The 16,718-nt window shown below is 76.2% G+C and carries 12 protein-coding genes; 8 read left to right on the top strand and 4 right to left on the bottom strand.

Translation table 11 applies throughout. From position 1 onward, the window contains the following. Window positions 1-38: 38 nt before the first annotated feature. The 6 genes from AB0N04_RS28475 (at window position 39) to AB0N04_RS28500 (ending at window position 8,582) form a co-directional block, all read left to right on the top strand. A complete protein-coding gene (locus AB0N04_RS28475; RefSeq protein ID WP_360214142.1) occupies window positions 39-1,868 on the top strand; it encodes a hypothetical protein in 1,830 nt (609 codons plus the stop codon). Between the two features lie 137 nt (window positions 1,869-2,005). After that, window positions 2,006-2,407 (top strand): DUF5955 family protein, encoded by a 402-nt coding sequence (locus AB0N04_RS28480; protein ID WP_360214144.1) that lies wholly within the window; start codon window positions 2,006-2,008, stop codon window positions 2,405-2,407. 264 nt (window positions 2,408-2,671) lie between these two features. Further along, window positions 2,672-3,913, top strand: coding sequence for a CaiB/BaiF CoA-transferase family protein (locus tag AB0N04_RS28485; protein WP_360214146.1), 1,242 nt, complete (start codon window positions 2,672-2,674; stop codon window positions 3,911-3,913). Between the two features lie 2 nt (window positions 3,914-3,915). Further along, window positions 3,916-5,058 (top strand): acyl-CoA dehydrogenase family protein, encoded by a 1,143-nt coding sequence (locus AB0N04_RS28490; RefSeq protein ID WP_360214148.1) that lies wholly within the window; start codon window positions 3,916-3,918, stop codon window positions 5,056-5,058. 98 nt (window positions 5,059-5,156) lie between these two features. After that, complete coding sequence (locus AB0N04_RS28495) at window positions 5,157-6,371, top strand: acetyl-CoA C-acetyltransferase (protein ID WP_360214150.1); 1,215 nt, start codon at window positions 5,157-5,159, stop codon at window positions 6,369-6,371. A gap of 30 nt (window positions 6,372-6,401) precedes the next feature. Beyond that, entirely contained in the window at window positions 6,402-8,582 is a 2,181-nt protein-coding gene (locus AB0N04_RS28500) for a 3-hydroxyacyl-CoA dehydrogenase NAD-binding domain-containing protein (RefSeq protein ID WP_360214152.1), read from the top strand. 83 nt (window positions 8,583-8,665) lie between these two features. Here the strand turns inward: AB0N04_RS28500 and AB0N04_RS28505 are convergent, their stop codons facing one another. The 4 genes from AB0N04_RS28505 to AB0N04_RS28520 form a co-directional block, all read right to left on the bottom strand. Next, window positions 8,666-9,418 (bottom strand): MerR family transcriptional regulator, encoded by a 753-nt coding sequence (locus AB0N04_RS28505; protein ID WP_360214154.1) that lies wholly within the window; start codon window positions 9,416-9,418, stop codon window positions 8,666-8,668. A 201-nt stretch (window positions 9,419-9,619) separates the two neighbouring features. Continuing rightward, complete coding sequence (locus tag AB0N04_RS28510) at window positions 9,620-10,660, bottom strand: 2-oxoglutarate and iron-dependent oxygenase domain-containing protein (protein ID WP_360214156.1); 1,041 nt, start codon at window positions 10,658-10,660, stop codon at window positions 9,620-9,622. A 393-nt stretch (window positions 10,661-11,053) separates the two neighbouring features. Then, entirely contained in the window at window positions 11,054-11,821 is a 768-nt protein-coding gene (locus tag AB0N04_RS28515) for a MerR family transcriptional regulator (protein WP_360214158.1), read from the bottom strand. 244 nt (window positions 11,822-12,065) lie between these two features. Beyond that, window positions 12,066-13,325 (bottom strand): SUKH-4 family immunity protein, encoded by a 1,260-nt coding sequence (locus AB0N04_RS28520; RefSeq protein WP_360214160.1) that lies wholly within the window; start codon window positions 13,323-13,325, stop codon window positions 12,066-12,068. Between the two features lie 897 nt (window positions 13,326-14,222). On the opposite strand from AB0N04_RS28520, the gene AB0N04_RS28525 reads away from it, so the two are divergent. Both AB0N04_RS28525 and AB0N04_RS28530 read left to right on the top strand, forming a co-directional pair. Then, on the top strand, window positions 14,223-14,960 hold the full coding sequence (locus tag AB0N04_RS28525) for a hypothetical protein (protein WP_360214162.1): 738 nt from the start codon (window positions 14,223-14,225) through the stop codon (window positions 14,958-14,960). Between the two features lie 5 nt (window positions 14,961-14,965). Next, the gene (locus AB0N04_RS28530) at window positions 14,966-16,708 is read left to right on the top strand and encodes a DNA polymerase Y family protein (RefSeq protein ID WP_360214164.1); all 1,743 of its coding nucleotides are present in this window, start codon (window positions 14,966-14,968) and stop codon (window positions 16,706-16,708) included. Window positions 16,709-16,718: the final 10 nt, after the last annotated feature.

Here is a 16,718-nt window from a genome sequence, read left to right on the forward strand (position 1 = left end):
GGGTGCGGGGATCCGCAGTCGACGGGAGGGGACCCGCCATGACCGAGCCGTCCGCACCGGTACCGCCGCCCCGGCGGCCGCAGACACCCCCGCCGCCGCCCGGCGTCCCGGCGGTGGACCCGCTCCAGCAGCTCATCCAGGCCCAGACCGGGACGCCCCGCGGCGACGCCACCGCCTACCTGCGGGCGGGTGCCCACCTCGATCCGGCCTTCCGCGACGCGGTGATCGAGGAGCTGGCCGAGCACCCCTACCGGGTGCCGCCGCCGACCCCCGGGGTCGACCTGGTGGCGGTGCTCGCGGAGTGCTACGCCGCCCGGCGCCAAGCCGTCGCCCGGGCGGTGCTGGTCCTGCTGGCGGCGGCCGTGGTGCCGGTCCTCACGGTCTGCGCCGTCCTCGCCGTGGCGGAGGGCGGCCCGGCCGGGGCGCTCGACCCGCTGCTGCGGATCTGGCTGTTGCAGCTGGCCCTCCCGCTGGCGCTGGTCGCGGCCTGGCTGGTCCGGTCCGGGCGGCCCGGGCGCCGCCGGCTCGGCAACTGGCTGGCCGTCGGCTGGGCGCTGACCTCGGCCGCGGCCATCGGGTGGCCGTGGATCGCCGGACTGGTCGCGGTCTGGTTCGCGGTGGCCCTGGCCGGCCACCGGCGCCTCGAACTGACCCTGCACGACCTCGGAACCGGCCGCGCCGCCGCCCCCGAGGACCCGGACCCGGCCCACCAGGACCTCTACCGGCGGCTCGCCCGGCAGCAGGCCGACCCCGACGTGGTCTACAGCGACTACGCGCCCTTCGTCGGCGCCGGGATCGAGGTCGACCACTGGTCCTTCGCCGACGAGCTGGTGCCCGACCCGACGGCCGGCGACCCGGCCGACTTCTCGGCAGGTCCTTCGGTAGGCCCCTCGGCGGGCCCCTCGGCAGGTCCGGACGCCGCCCGGGCACCGCTGACCGCCCCGGCCGTCCACGCCCGGCTGCGCACCGAGCTCGCCCGGCTCGGTGCGGCGGGCGCCCCGGCCTACCCCGGCGACCGCCTGCACGGCATCGCCGTGGACGACCTGGTGTTCAAGAGCGGCAAGCGCCTCGGCCCGGCCGGCGACTGGTGCGGGCACGGCCCGGGCACCGCCTTCGCGGCCCTGGCGCCCTACGCGGCCCGCTGCGCCGCCGCCCTGAACCGCGGCCTGCGGGACCCGGCGGGCTGGTGGGTGGAGAGCGTCGACCTCGCGGCCGAGGAACGCCTGCGGCACTTCCTCGCGGTGCGGGTGTCCGGCTGGCACGAGGAGATCGTCGTCACCGTGTTCGTCCGGGCCCAACTCCAGGGCGGGCAGCTGTTCCTGGAGAGCCGGGCCTTCGTGCTCCCGCCGGTCGCCCGGGCCTACCACGCGATCGACACCGCCACCCCGGCCACCGGGGCGGCCGAGTGGACCGGTCTCGCCGCGGCGGCGCTGCTGTCGCTGCCCGCCCTGGTGGCGGGCTCGGCCGGGGTGGTGCGCCGCGCGGCCCGCAGCCGCCGGGCCGCCGTGCGCAACGCCGCCTGGTACGCGCGGATGTGCCGGGAGAACCGGCTGGTCGACCACGGGCCCGCGCTGTCCGTCCGGGAGCTGGGCGCGGAGCCCGCGTACCAGCAGCTGTTCCAGGAGATGGACGTCCAGCGGTACCTGAAGTGCGTCCGGGCCCGGATCGTGACGGCCGTCCAGGAGTGCCTGCGCGAGCACGGCTACCGGACGGAGGGGGCGCGGGCGCTCCAGAACGTGGTGGTCAACCACGGGGTGCAGGTGCACGGCGACGTGCACGGCGTGGTGCAGAGCGGGGAGTCGGCCGCCGCCTGGTACCAGCCGATCGCCACCCCCGCGCCGCGCGTCGGCAGCCCCCGGCCGGACTGAGCCCCGCCAGGGTCGGGCCCCGGCAGGACTGCGCCCCGGCAGGACTGCGCCCCGGTGACACCGCGGGCCACCCCAGAGCGTTCCGGCCCGGGACGACCCCGGACCGGACCACCCGAAGAGCAGAGGAGTCGACCGAGATGGCGAACGCGTCCGACGGCGGGACCGGGATCAGCATCACCGGGAACGTCACCGGCATCGTGCAGAGCGGCGGCCACGCCCGCGCGGAGTACACCCACCAGCAGGGCGCCCCGGCCCCGGGCGAGGCGCCGGAACTGCGCGCCCTGCTCGACGCCGTGGAGGCGCTGCGGGCGCAGCTGCGGGCGCTCGCCCCGGGGGAGCTGCCGCCGGGTGCGGCGGACGTGGCCGGTGAGGCCCTCGCCGAGGTCGCCGACGCGGCGGGGGCCGGCGGGGCCGGGAGCGGGGCCGGGGCCGGGCGGATCAGGCGCGCGGTCTTCACCCTGACCGGTGCCCTGGGCGCCGCCACGGCGCTGACCGCGGCCCTGCAGGCCCTGACCGCGGCGGCCGCCCCCTGGTTCTAGGCCCGTCGGGTCCGGGCCGGTCGGTTCCGGGTCGGTCGCCTCGGCGTCGTCGTACCGTCGCCGCCTGGTCCCGGAGCGCGTCGCCGTACCGTCGTCGGACCACCGCCCCGGCGGTCACCCCGGCCGTCGCCCGGCCCGCGGGGGTCTTGTTACCGGCGGGTCGCTTCCCTATCATCGCGAGTGTTACAGCTTTACTGTCAAACCCCGAAGGGTCTGCAGCCAGTGCGTGACACGAGCACTCCGCCGGGCACCGGGGCCGGTCCCTTGGCGGGGGTCAGGGTCGTCGAGCTCGCCGGGATCGGGCCGGGGCCGTTCGCGGCGATGCTGCTGGCGGACCTCGGCGCCGACGTCGTGCGGGTCGACCGGCCGGACCCGTCCCCGCTGGGGATCGACCCGGCCCGGGACGTCACCAACCGCAACAAGCGCTCGGTGCTGATCGACCTGAAGTCCCCGGAGGGCGCCGGCCGGGTGCTCGACCTGGTCGAACGGGCCGACCTGCTGATCGAGGGGTACCGCCCCGGCGTCGCCGAACGACTCGGCGTCGGCCCGCACGCCTGCCTGGCCCGCAACCCCGCCCTGGTGTACGGGCGGATGACCGGCTGGGGGCAGCAGGGGCCGCGTGCCGCCGCGGCCGGCCACGACCTCGGGTACGCCGCCGTGGCCGGGGTGCTCGGGGTGGTCGCCGCGCCCGGCGGGCCGGACCAGCCGCCCGGCATCCCGGCCAACCTGCTGGGCGACTACGCCGGCGGCTCGCTCTACCTCGCCGTCGGCCTGCTCGCCGCCCTGCACCACGCCCGCGCCACCGGCGCCGGCCAGGTCGTGGACGCGGCGATCGTGGACGGCGCGGCGCACCTGTCGAGCATGCTCTGGGGCCTGCTCGCGGCCGGCCACTGGCAGGACCGCCGGGGGGTGAACCTGCTGGACGGCGGTGCGCCGTTCTACGCGGTCTACCGGGCGGCGGACGGCGGGTACGTGGCGGTGGGGGCGCTGGAGCCGCGGTTCTACGCCGAGTTCGCCCGGCTGCTGGAGCTCGGCCCGGACGCCCCCGGCCAGCACGACCCGGCCCGCTGGCCCGAACTGCGGGGCCTGATCGCCGCCCGCTTCGCCACCCGCACCAGGGCCGAGTGGGAGGCCGTCTTCGCGGGCTCCGACGCCTGTGTGGAGCCGGTGCTGACGATGCGTCAGTCAGCCGCGGACGCGCACCTGGTGGCCCGCGGCACCTATCTGGAGGTGGACGGGGTCACCCAGCCCGCCCCCGCCCCGCGGTTCTCCGCCACCCCGGGCGCGGTGCGCCGCCCGCCCGCCCGGCCGGGCGCCGACACCGCCGAGGTGGCGCGCGACTGGGCGGTGCCCTCGCTCCGCCCGACGGCCACCGATGCCGGGGCCGTGGCCCCCGATGCCGAGGCGGCGCGACCCGATGCCGGGGCCGTGGCGCCCGACGCCGGGGCCGCGGCAGCCGATTCCGGGACGGCGGCACCCGATTCCGAGACAGGACAGGGAGCGTAGCGTTGCAGCGCGAGATCTACACCGAGCAGCACGAGGACTTCCGGCAGGTCGTGCGGGCCTTCCTCGCCAAGGAGGTGCTGCCGCACTACGACCGCTGGGAGAAGGCCGGCATCGTCGACCGCTCCGCCTGGCTCGCGGCCGGCCGCCAGGGCCTGCTGGGCACGGCCGTGCCCGAGGAGTTCGGCGGCGGCGGCGCCGCGGACTTCCGCTACGCCGCCGTACTGGCCGAGGAGTTCGCCCGGGCCGGCGCCTCCGGGCTGGCGATCGGCCTGCACAACGACATCATCGGCCCCTACCTCACCTCGCTCGCCACCGAGGAGCAGAAGCGCCGCTGGCTGCCCGGGTTCTGCACCGGCGAGCTGATCACCGCGATCGCGATGACCGAACCCGGCACCGGGTCCGACCTGCAGGGCATCCGCACCCGCGCGGTCGACCAGGGCGACCACTACCTGCTCGACGGCGCGAAGACCTTCATCTCCAACGGCATCCTCGCCGACCTGGTGATCGTGGTCGCCCGCACCACCCCGGAGGGCGGCGCGCACGGGCTGAGCCTGCTGGTCGTCGAGCGCGGGATGCCGGGGTTCGAGCGCGGGCGCAACCTCGACAAGATCGGCCAGAAGGCCCAGGACACCGCAGAGCTGTTCTTCCAGGACGTCCGGGTGCCGAAGGAGAACCTGCTCGGCGAGCTGAACGGCGGCTTCGTCCACCTGATGCAGAACCTCGCCCAGGAGCGGCTGACCATCGCGGCCGCGGCGATCGCCGGGGCCGAGTACCTGGTGGAGATCACCACCGACCACGTCAAGCGGCGCGAGGCCTTCGGCCGCCCGCTCGCCAAGCTCCAGCACGTCCGCTTCGAGATCGCCGAGCTCGCCACCGAGTGCGCCGTCACCCGGGCCTTCGTCGACCGCTGCATCACCGAGCACAACCGTTACGCGCTCACCCCGGCGGACGCCTCGATGGCCAAGTGGTGGGCCACCGAGCTGCAGAAGCGCACCGCCGACCGCTGCCTCCAACTGCACGGCGGCTACGGCTACATGAGCGAGTTCCCGGTCGCCCGGGCGTTCACCGACGGCCGGATCCAGACCATCTACGGCGGCACCACCGAGATCATGAAGGAGATCGTCGGCCGCTCCATCCTCGGCTGAGCACCCGCCCCGAGCCCGAGCCCGAGCCCGAGCCCGAGCCCGGACCCGCCCGCCCCGGAAGCCACCCCCCGAAAGCTGCCCCCGAAAGGCTCTCCACCGTGACCACCGAAGCGTACGTCTACGACGCGATCCGCACCCCGCGCGGCCGGGGCAAGGCCACCGGCTCGCTGCACGGCACCAAGCCGATCGACCTCGTCGTCGGCCTCATCCACGAACTGCGCCGCCGGTTCCCCGACCTGGACCCGGCCGCGGTCGACGACATCGTGCTCGGCGTGGTCAGCCCGATCGGCGACCAGGGCTCGGACATCGCCCGGATCGCCGCCATCGCGGCCGGCCTGCCCGACACGGTGGCCGGCGTCCAGGAGAACCGCTTCTGCGCCTCCGGACTGGAGGCCGTCAACCTGGCCGCCGCCAAGGTCCGCTCGGGCTGGGAGGACCTCGTCCTGGCCGGCGGGGTGGAGTCGATGTCCCGTGTCAAGATGGGCTCCGACGGCGGCGCCTGGTTCGCCGACCCGATGACCTCCTACGAGACGAACTTCGTCCCGCAGGGCATCGGCGCCGACCTGATCGCCACCCTCGAGGGCCTCTCCCGCACCGACGTGGACGCCTTCGCCGCCGAGTCCCAGGCCCGCGCCGCCAAGGCCCAGGCGGACGGCCTGTTCGACCGCTCGGTCGTCCCGGTGCGCGACCGCAACGGCCTGGTCGTGCTGGAGCGCGACGAGTTCATCCGCCCCGGCACCACCGTGGAGACCCTGGCCGGCCTCAAGCCCTCCTTCGCCGCCATCGGCGAGGCCGGCGGATTCGACGCCGTCGCCCTGCAGAAGTACCACTGGGTGGAGGCCGTCGACCACGTCCACCACGCCGGCAACTCCTCCGGCATCGTCGACGGCGCCGCGCTCGTCGCCATCGGCAACCGCGAGGTCGGCGAGCGGTACGGGCTGCGCCCGCGGGCCCGGATCGTCTCCGCCGCCGTCTCCGGCTCCGAGCCCACCATCATGCTCACCGGCCCCGCCCCGGCCACCCGCAAGGCGCTCGCCAAGGCCGGGCTCACCGCCGCCGACATCGACCTGGTCGAGATCAACGAGGCCTTCGCGGCCGTCGCCCTGCGCTTCATCCGCGAACTCGGCTTCCGGCCCGACCAGGTCAACGTCAACGGCGGCGCCATCGCCCTCGGCCACCCGCTCGGCGCCACCGGCGCGATGCTGCTCGGCACGGTCGTCGACGAGCTGGAGCGGCGCGACCTCCGGTACGGCCTGATCACCCTGTGCGTGGGCGGCGGCATGGGCGTGGCCACCATCGTCGAGCGCGTCTGACCCCCTGGTAGACCTGGAGACCCTGAACTCATGAGCGACACCACCACCATCCGCTGGGAGCAGGACCAGGACGGCGTGGTCACCCTCGTCCTCGACGACCCCACCCAGTCCGTCAACACCATGAACGAGGCCTTCACCGCCGACTTCGACGCCGTCGTCGAGCGGCTGGCCGCGCTCGCCGGGGCGGGGGAGCTGCGCGGGGTGATCGTCACCTCCGGCAAGCGGACCTTCTTCGCCGGGGGAGACCTGCGGATGCTCTCCGCCGCCCGCCCCGAGGACGCCGCCGCCGTCCTGGAGAAGTCCCTGCGGATCAAGCGCGCGCTGCGCAGGCTGGAGACCCTGGGCCGGCCCGTCGTCGCCGCCGTCAACGGCAGCGCGCTCGGCGGCGGCCTGGAGATCGCCCTCGCCTGCCACCACCGGATCGCCCTGGACACCCCGGCCAGCCGGCTCGGCCTGCCCGAGGTCACCCTCGGCCTGCTGCCCGGAGGCGGCGGCGTGGTCCGCACCGTGCGACTGTTCGGCATCACCGACGCCCTGCTGAAGTTCCTGCTGGAGGGCCGCCAGTACCGCCCGGCGCAGGCCCTGGAGCACGGGCTGGTCCACGAGCTCGTGGCCACCCCGGAGGAGCTCACCGCCCGGGCCCGGGCCTGGATCGAGGCCAACCCGACCGCCGTCCAGCCCTGGGACGTCAAGGGCTACCGGATCCCCGGCGGCACCCCGGCGACCCCGGCCTTCGCCGCCAACCTGCCCGCCTTCCCCGCCAACCTGCGCAAGCAGCTGAACGGCGCCCCCTACCCGGCCCCGCGCAACATCCTGGCCGCCGCCGTGGAGAGCGCCCAGGTCGACGTCGACACCGCGATGGTGGTCGAGGCCCGCTACTTCACCGAGCTGGCCTGCGGCCAGACCAGCAAGAACATGATCCAGGCGCTGTTCTTCGACATGCAGGCCGTCAACTCCGGTGCCGGGCGCCCCAAGGACGTCGAGAAGCGGACGGTCCGCCGGGTCGCCGTGCTCGGCGCCGGCATGATGGGTGCGGGCATCGCCTACACCTGCGCCAGGGCCGGCATCGAGGTCGTGCTCAAGGACGTGAGCCTGGAGGCCGCCGAGCGCGGCAAGGCCTACTCCGCCGGGCTGCTGGACAAGGCGATCGCCCGCGGCCGCTCCACCGAGGCCAAGCGCGACGCGCTGCTCGCCCGGATCACCCCCACCGCCGAACCCGCGGACCTGGCCGGCTGCGACGCGGTCATCGAGGCGGTCTTCGAGAACACCGAGCTCAAGCACGAGGTGTTCCGGGAGATCGAGGGCGTCGTCGCCCCCGACGCGCTGCTCTGCTCCAACACCTCCACGCTGCCGATCGGGGTGCTCGCCGAGGGCGTCGAGCGCACCGCCGACTTCATCGGCCTGCACTTCTTCTCCCCGGTCGACAAGATGCGCCTGGTCGAGATCATCCGCGGCCCGCAGACCGGTGACGAGGCGCTCGCCCGCGCCTTCGACCTGGTCCGGCAGATCGACCGCACCCCGATCGTGGTCAACGACTCGCGCGGCTTCTTCACCTCGCGGGTCATCGGGCAGTTCCTCAACGAGGGCGTCGCCATGATCGGCGAGGGCGTCCACCCGGCCAGCGTCGAGCAGGCCGCGGCGCAGGCCGGCTACCCGGCCAAGGTGCTCTCGCTGATGGACGAGCTCACCCTCACCCTGCCGCGCAAGATCCGCGACGAGTACCGGCGGGCCGTCGAGTCGACCGGCGGCAGCTGGACCCCTCACCCGGCGGACGCCGTGATCGACCGGATGGTCGACGAGTTCGGGCGCCCCGGGCGCAGCGGCGGCGCCGGCTTCTACGAGTACGGCGAGGACGGCGGCCGCGGGCGGCTCTGGCCCGGACTGCTGGAGCACTTCTCCGGCGCGGGCGGGGCCGAGGTGCCCTTCGAGGACCTCAAGGAGCGGATGCTGTTCAGCGAGGCGCTGGACTCGGTGCGCTGCCTGGAGGAGGGCGTGCTGACCTCGGTGGCCGACGCCAACGTGGGCTCCATCCTCGGCATCGGCTTCCCGGCCTGGACCGGCGGCGTCTTCCAGTACGTCAACGGGTACCGGGGCGGCCCGGCCGGCTTCGCGGCCCGCGCCCGCGAACTCGCCGCCGCCTACGGCGAGCGGTTCGCGCCGCCGGCGCTGCTGGAGCGGATCGCGGCGGAGGGGCGCACCTTCACGGACTGACCGCCGCTCAGGCGAGGGACCGAGTGACCGTCGTTCCGCACCGGACCGAGTGACCGCAGGTTCCGCACCGGACCGAGCGACCGTCAGTCCCGCGCGGGCGGGGCCGTGCCCAGCACGGCCCCGCCCAGCTCCTCCCGCAACGACCGCTGGAACGCCGTGACCAGCGCCTGCGCCACCATCGGCTGGATGTGGTCCGTCAGCGCCTTCATCCGGGCCAGCTCCTCCGGAGCCGGCTCGCTCTCCCGGTACGGCTTCCACACCGTCTCCCGGAACAGCCGCTGCAACTCCCGGGCCGTCGCCCGGCTGTGCTCCAGCACCACCGCGCGGGCGGCCAGCAGCGTCTCCAGCGGGATCGGGACGTCCAGGATCCGCACCCCGAGTGGCAGCAGGCCCGGATCCACCCGGAACACCTCGGGATCGGCCGTGCGCTCCACGGCCCCCATCGCCGCCAGCCGGCCGACCTGTTCCTCCGACAGGCCGCGCCCGGCCCGCCGCTCCAGCTGCGCCCGGCCCAGCTCCTCCACCGCCTCCGGCGTCCAGGACGCCACCAGCGCCCGGTGGATCGCCAGGTCCAGCGGCGTGCTGTCCTCCGGCAGCTGCGCCAGGTACCGCTCGATCGCGGCCAGGGTGAGGCCCTGGCGCTGCAGTTCCTCGATCAGCCCCAGCCGGTCCAGGTGCGCCGGGCCGTACAGCCCGACCCGTCGCGGGCCCAGCTCCGGCGGCGGGAGCAGCCCCTTCGTCCCGTAGAACCGGACCGTCCGCACCGTCACCCCGGCCCGCGCCGCCAGCTCGTCCACCGTGAGCCGGACCACCCCGTCCTCCACGGCTTCCCCCATCCGTCGCCTCCTGCGCTGGCACACTTCCGCTGTGACAGCTGCAGTGTGACAGTGCCGGGCGTGCGGGTCCACCACGTGCCGGTCCGGGCCCGCGCCGCCCCGCGTCCGCACACGGGTCCGCCCCCGGCGCGTGGTGGCGGCGGGGGCGGACGGGGCGCGCGGACGGCCCACGGGGCCCGTCGGGGCCTGGCCCGTCGGGACCTAGCGGGACGAGGCCTCGGCGAGGTCGGCGTGGTGGCGGCGGGTGACCTCGGGATGGGCCCGGGTGTACCCCTTCCACTCGTTGAGGCCGAACTCGGCGAACAGCGGGTTCTCCGGGTCCTCGGTGGCGCCGGGGGCGTGGTGGGCGAGCGGGAAGTCCAGCGGCTCGATGTGGGCGTCCAGGCGCGGGTTGTAGAAGAACGGCACGGAGAACCGCTCGCGGGCGCCGGCCGGGCTGACCACCCGGTGGTTGGTGGCCTTGAGGTACCCGTCCGTGGCCACCTCCAGCAGCTCGCCGAGGTTGACCACGAAGGCGCCCTCCATCGGCGGGACCTCCAGAAAGGTGCCGTCCGGGCGCTCGACCTGGAGCCCGCCGACGGTGTCCTGGAGGAGCAGCGTGATGAAGCCGTAGTCCTTGTGGGCGCCGACGCCCTGGCCGGCGCCGTCCGGCGCGGTGCCGGGGTAGCGCACCAGCTTGAGCCGCAGGTGCGGGTGGCCGGCGAAGGCGGCGTCGTAGAAGTCGGGGCGGGCGCCGATCGCGGCGAGGAGTTCGTGCAGCAGGCGGCGGGCGACGTCGCCGAGGTGGTCGATCCAGCCGAGCGCGGCGGTGCGCAGCTCGGGCAGCGCGGCCGGCCACTGGTTGGGCCCCTCCAGCCACCAGTACGGGGGCTCGCCGGTGCCGGGCACGTGCGCGGGCAGCTCGGCGCCTATGTCCAGCTGGTCGCGCCAGTCCTGGCTGCCGCCGGTGCGCTCGTCGCCGGTGCGGGTGTAGCCGCGGTAGTGCGGGGAGTTGAGGTTGCTCACGGCGAGCCGGTCGGCCTCGGGGAGGGCGAAGAAGGCGCGCATCGCCGCGGTGAGCGAGGCCGTCTCCGCCGGGGTGATGCCGTGGCCGACGAGCTGGAAGAACCCGACGCCGGTGGCCGCGGCACGGAGTTCGTCGTGCAGGCGGCGACGGTCCTCGGGGCCGCCGTGGGCGAGCGAGAGGTCGATCACCGGGAGGGAGTCGGGTACGGGCGTGTGCTGCTGCGACATGTGTGACATCCGCTGGTCTCGTCCCGGCGGGGCCCGGTGATCGACCGGGGGCGGCCGGAGGAACCGCCTGGTGCGGCGGGTGCTCCGGGGGCCGGGAGGTGGTGGCGGCCACGTGGGGGCCGCCCTGAGGGTGGTTGGCGCGAGGTTCAGCTGGAGCGTCGACAGGACATGCTCGTCACGCGGAGCAGGTCCACGTGGCGACGACGAACAAGGATGAGCACGTCACCAGCCTAGATGACCCCCTCGTCGGCGAGCGAGCCCCCTGCCGCGGAGTGAGCCCTCTCACTTGTCGGTGGGCGATCAAAGGTCGTCCGGGTCCGTCCGCCCGCGCCCCCGGCACCACCCTCCCGGGTGCCCCGGTCGGCCCGCCCCGGACCCCCGTTCCGGGGCGGGCCCGCCGGATCAGCCCAGCCGCGCCGCCGCGTACGCCTCCATGGCGGCCCGCTGGTAGGCGGCCAGACCCGGGGCCACGGCCTCGTACACGGCGCGCCACTGGTCGTTCCCGGTGCAGGAGCGCGCGATCGCGAGGTACTCCCCGACCGGGACGCCGCGCAGGGCGGTGAGCTGCCGGTACTCGGCGTCGACGTGGCTCTGCACGGTCTCCGCGTCCGCCGGGTGGCCGGCGGTCATCAGCTCCGCGAGCCGGACCATCCGCGCCGTCCGCTCGCGCTGGCCGGCCTCCACCTCGGCCGGGCTCATCGCGGCGGTGGTGCGGCGGGCGGCCTCGGCGTGCTCGGGGAAGTCCCGCAGGCTCCGCTCGACGTCGGCGGGCTGGATGCCCTCGAACAGGTTCTCCGGTCGGTTGATGCTGGTCATGGGTGTGCCGTCCCTTCGGGAACGTTCCAGGTCGGCGATCGTGCGGGAGACGGTGGCGGCCAGGGCGGCCAGCCGGTCGCGCTCGGCGAGCAGCCGGCGCTGGTGGTCCCGGAGGGCCTCCAGCTCGTCCACCTGATCGCCCGTGATCCGGGCGATCTCGGTCAGGCCGACCCCCAGCGCGCGCAGCACGAGGATCTGCTGCAGCTGCAGCAACTGCCGCTCCTCGTAGTACCGGTGGCCGTTGGAGCCGATCCGGGCCGGTGGCAGCAGCCCGATCTCGTCGTAGTGCCGCAGGGTCCGGGCGGTCACCCCGGACATCCGGGCGACCGCCGCGATCGGCCAGGCCGCTGCCATCCGTCTTCCCCCTCGTTCACGTCCGCTCGGACCGGGGCCGGTTCCTCCGGCCCTGGTCACGACCGTAGGAGCTGCCGTTGCGGCAACCGCAAGCCCTGACTCCGCCCGGATTCCGGCCGGTCTCCGCCTGCACCCCGTCGGGCGTCCCTCCGCACCCCGCCGGGCGTCCGCCTGCGCCGCCCCGCCCGGCGTCCGCCTGCGCCCCGCCCGGCCGCCGGGGCGTCCGGTGCGGGGCCCGCCCGGATCAGCCCAGCAGGCCGCCCAGGTGCGCGTCCTCGGCGAGCAGCCGCCACGAACGCCCCGGCGAGGCGAACGCCTCCGGGTCGACGGCCTCCACCAGACGGTCCACCACGGTGCTCAGCAGCGACTGCGGGTCGAACACCGCCCAGGTGTCCCGGCCCCGCCCGTAGTCCCAGCGGTCCCACTCCGCGCGCAGCCGTTCGCACGTCCACAGCGCGTAGAGCAGGGCGGACAGGTCGCGGTTGAGGTAGGCCTCCGGCTCGCCGTCGTCGTACCAGTCCGGCAGTTCGAGCCGGCCGGTGACACCGTCCAGCGCGATCGTCAGATCCGTCGGCCAGTCCCCGAGCGCCAGGAACTCCCGCTGGTACGGGCGCTCCTCCTCGCCGTCGAAGTACTCCGGGTACGCCTCCGCCATCGTGACCAGCGGCTCGGCGCCCACCCCGAACATCGCCCCGCCGAGCGGCAGCCCGATCTCCGTCAGCAGCCGCCGGGTCGGCTCGTGCACCAGCCCGGCGGGCAGCTCCTCCGCGCGGAAGCGGTGCACCGCGCCCGCGCCGTCGTCCTGGTCCGTCAACGCGGCGAGATCGGCGACCAGCTCCGCGCCCACCTCGAACGCCGGCCCGCCCGGACCACCCGGCAGCGCACCCCAGCCCAGCGCCCGCACCAGCAGTGCCGTGCCCCAGTGCGCCGGCGCGGCGGCCCGCCCGAACAGCTCCGGGTCGGCCTCCCGCATCCGGCGCTCCGCCCCGGCCGTCACCTCGGCGACCACCGCCGGTCCGCGCCGCCCGTCCAGGGCGTCCGCCCGCCGGGCCGCCGCGGCGACCTCCTCGACCTCCCGCACCAGCCCGGCCAACGCGGGCAGGCCGGAGGCCAGCGGATCCCGCCGCACCTCCCCGTCGGCCGTGCCCTCCTCGCCCAGGAACACCTCGCCGGTCACCCCGTCCAGCAGCACCGGGCCGCCGGCCGCGGCGAACGGCGCGCAGTACTCCGTCTCCCCGAGGACGAACCACCGCTCCGACCCCGGCAGGGCCTCCAACGTGCCGTCACCGATCACCCCGAAGTCCAGGAACGCCCCCGAGGCCGGCAGCCCCTCCCGCACCAGGAACTCCCGGCTCCCCGCGTGCACCACCCCGTCCGGCAGCCCTGCCGCCGCGACCCGAACCTGCCCCACGTGCCACACCCTCCCCAACCCTGACCCCCAGACCCTAGGGTCTGCCTTCGAACCCGCGTCCACGGGGGGCGGGGCACGCACTCCCCGAGCCATCGGCCGGAAGGCACCCCCACCGCGCGGACTTCCTCTCCGCCCCTGCGGCGCACGCACCCCCAGGCCACCCCGCCCGCCCTCCGAGCGGACGACGGGGGTTCGACGACAGACCCTAGCCGCCCCGCCCGACACCGCCGCCGACGGAGCCCTTCCGGCGACGGCGCGGGCAGGAGGCGCCGGAAGCCCCGGGCGAGCCCCGCCCGCCCGGACGCCACCGGGTGGCCCCGTACGTCGTCGCGCCCGCGGCGGTGCCGGCGGCCGTGATCCCGTTGCGGCGTCAGGCCGGTGCACGCGGCCGGTGCACGCGGGCGGGGGATGCGGGCGGGGGATGCGAGGGGCGCGACGCGGCGGTGCCCGCCCGCCTTGCGGCCCGCTCCGGCGGAGGGCCGCCGGATGCCGATGTCGGTTGAGTGGTGACTGTCGGTCACTCGTCGCGCAGTCGTCGGCCGTTGAGTTCGTCGTCCGGTGGGGGTGGGTTGTTCGGGGGCGTGGCGCTCACTCGCCCGGTGCGGCCTCCCGGCCTGCCTGCCGTGGCCGTCCGGCGAGGAGTGCCGGCTCCGGGTGGGGTGGGGTGGGGGCTCCCGATCCGGCGGGATCCCCCGGTGGCCGGCTTCCCCGCCGGGCGCCGCCTGCCGTCCGCCGTTCGGCGGATGCCTCCGGTGGTGGCGACCGGCCTGTTCCGGATCGGCTTCGCGCCCGTCCGCGGCCGGCGCCGGGGCGGTGTCGCCCGCAGCCGCAGGGCCTCTCGGGTCGCCGACCGTCCGGCTGTCACGGAGTGTGACGGGTGGGGTGGCCTGGTCGGACTTGAATCTTTGCGAACGAATGTTCGATCCTGGGGGTGTGCCCGTAATCGAATCTGTTTTCGAATCTGCTGCCGAGCGGCCGACGCTCCGGCCGGTGGCGTCGACCGCCGTGCCGGGGGACGGGCCGGCCGGCCGCGGGCTGCTCCCGGTGCCGCCCGCGCTGCGCGAGGTGCTGCCGGACGGCGGGCTGCGCAGGGGTGCGGCGGTGTCGGTGGCGGGCGGGGACACCGGGCTGCTGCTGGCGCTGGCGGCCGGGGTGAAGGAGACGGAGGGCGGCTGGGCCGCGGCCGTCGGCCTGCCGGAGCTGGGCCTGGCCGCGGCCGAGGGGTACGGGCTGGACCTGCGGCGGCTGCTGGTCGCCGACGACCCGGGGCCGCACTGGGCCGAGGTGGTCTCGGTGCTGGCCGGTGCGGTCGAGCTGGTCATGCTGCGCCCGGACGGCCCGGTGGCGCCGAAGCTGGCCGCCCGGCTGGCGGCGGTGCTGCGGCGCAGCGGGTGCGTGCTGCTGGTGGCCGGGCCCTGGCCGGGGGCGGTGCTGCGGCTGGGGGTGCGGTCCGGGCGCTGGTTCGGGCTGGGGGACGGCTACGGGCAGCTCGCCGGCCGACAGGTCGAGGTGGTGGCCGAGGGGCGCGGTTCGGCGGTGCGCGGGCGGACCGCCCGGCTCTGGCTGCCGGACGAGCACGGCGCGGTGCGGCCGGTCCGGGAACCGCAGGCCCTGGAGCACCCGGTCCTGGACCACCTCGCCCCGGACCGTCCGGTCACGGCACACCCGGTCACGGCAGGCCCGCGCGCGACCGGGCCGCGGCCGCTCGAGCAGGCGGCGGTGGTGTGAACGGCATGAGCAGCACGAGCGGCACGAGCGGCGCGCGCGGCACGAACAGCACGAGCGGCACGAGCGGCACGACGGAGGACGCCGACCGGACGCCGCGGGTGCTGGTGGTCTGGTGCCCGGACTGGCCGGTGGTGGCGGTGACCGGTGACGACCCGGTGGCCGTGACCGAGGGCGGGCGGATCCTCGCCTGTTCGGCCGGGGCCCGGGCGGCCGGGGTCCGGCAGGGGCAGCGGCTCAAGCTGGCCCAGCGGCTCTGCCCGGCGCTGGAACTGCGCGACCGTGACCCGGAGGCGGAGACCCGCCGCTTCGAGCCGGTGGTCGCGGCGGTGGAGGCGTTCACGCCCCGGGTGGAGGTGATCCGCCCCGGTCTGTGCGCGATCCCGGTGAAGGGGCCGGGCCGCTACTTCGGCGGTGAGGAGGCGCTGGCGGCCAAGGTCGGGACGGCGGTCGCGGAGGCGCTGGCGCGGCGGCCGGTCCCGGACGCCGTCCCCGGCGCGGAGCCCGTACCCGAGCCCGCCCCGACCCCTACCCCGACCCCTACCCCGACCGCCCCGGAACCCGCCGCGGAGCCCCCGACCGCCCCGGCACCCGCCCCGGAGCCCCCGACCGCCCACGTCGGCGTGGCCGACGGCCTGTTCGCCGCCGTGCTCGCCGCCCGGGCCGGGGTGCTGGTGCCGCAGGGGCGGACCGCCGAGTTCCTCGCGCCCTACCCGGTGGGTGCGCTCGGCGACGAGGCGTTGGCGGAGCTGCTGGGGCGGCTCGGCCTGCCGACCGTCGGGGCGTTCGCGGCGCTGCCGCCCGAGGCGGTCGCGGACCGGTTCGGCCCGGTCGGGACGGTCGCGCACCGGCTGGCCCGCGGTCTGCAGCCGCGCCCGCTGGTGCCGCGCGACCAGGAGCCGGACCTCGCCGTCGAGCAGCGCTTCGACCCGCCCGAGCCGCTGGCCGAGCCCCTGGTGTTCGTGGCCCGCACGCTGGCGGAGCGCCTGCACCAGCGGCTGGCGGGGGCCGGGCTGACCTGTCGGCGGGTGGCCGTCGAGGTGGTCTGCGCGGACGGGCGGGCGGCCTCGCGGCTGTGGCGGCACGAGGGGCGGCTGTCGGCGACGGCGCTGGCCGAGCGGGTCCGCTGGCAGCTCCAGGCCTGGCAGGGCGCGGGCACCTTCGCGGCGTCGGTGTCCGGGGAGGGCGGCGGCTTCACCCTGCTCCGGCTGGCCCCGGACGGCCTCTCCCCGGACCAGGGGCGCCAGTTGGCGCTGTGGGGGCAGGCGGTCGCGGACGACCGGGTCGAGCGGGCGGTGGCCCGGGTGCAGGCGGTGCTCGGGCACGCCGGGCTGCGCCGGATCGAGCCGTCGGGCGGCCGGGGCCCGGGTGAGCAGGCGGTGAAGGTGCCGTGGGGCGAGCCGTACGAGGCGGCGGCGCCGGCCGACGCGCCGTGGCCGGGCCGGCTGCCGGACGTGTGGCCGGCGGTGGTGCTGCGGGATCCGGCGCCGGTGCGGGTGCTGGACGGGGCCGGGCTGCCGGTGACGGTGGACGGCCGGGCGGGGGTGTCGGCCCGGCCGGTGCTGGTGGTGTTCCAGGGGCGGGAGGAGCGGGTGGAGGGCTGGACCGGGCCCTGGCCGGCGGTCGAGTACTGGTGGGACCAGGCGCTCGCCCGTCGCCGGGCGCGGTTCCAGGTGGTGGTGGGTGGCGGCCGGGCGCTGCTGCTCACCGTGGAGGGGGGTGCGTGGTACCTGGAGGCCGGTTACGACTGACCGGCGGCCG

The sequence above is a fragment of the Kitasatospora sp. NPDC051702 genome (genome assembly GCF_040681575.1).
In the GTDB taxonomy this organism is placed as follows: Bacteria; Actinomycetota; Actinomycetes; order Streptomycetales; family Streptomycetaceae; genus Kitasatospora.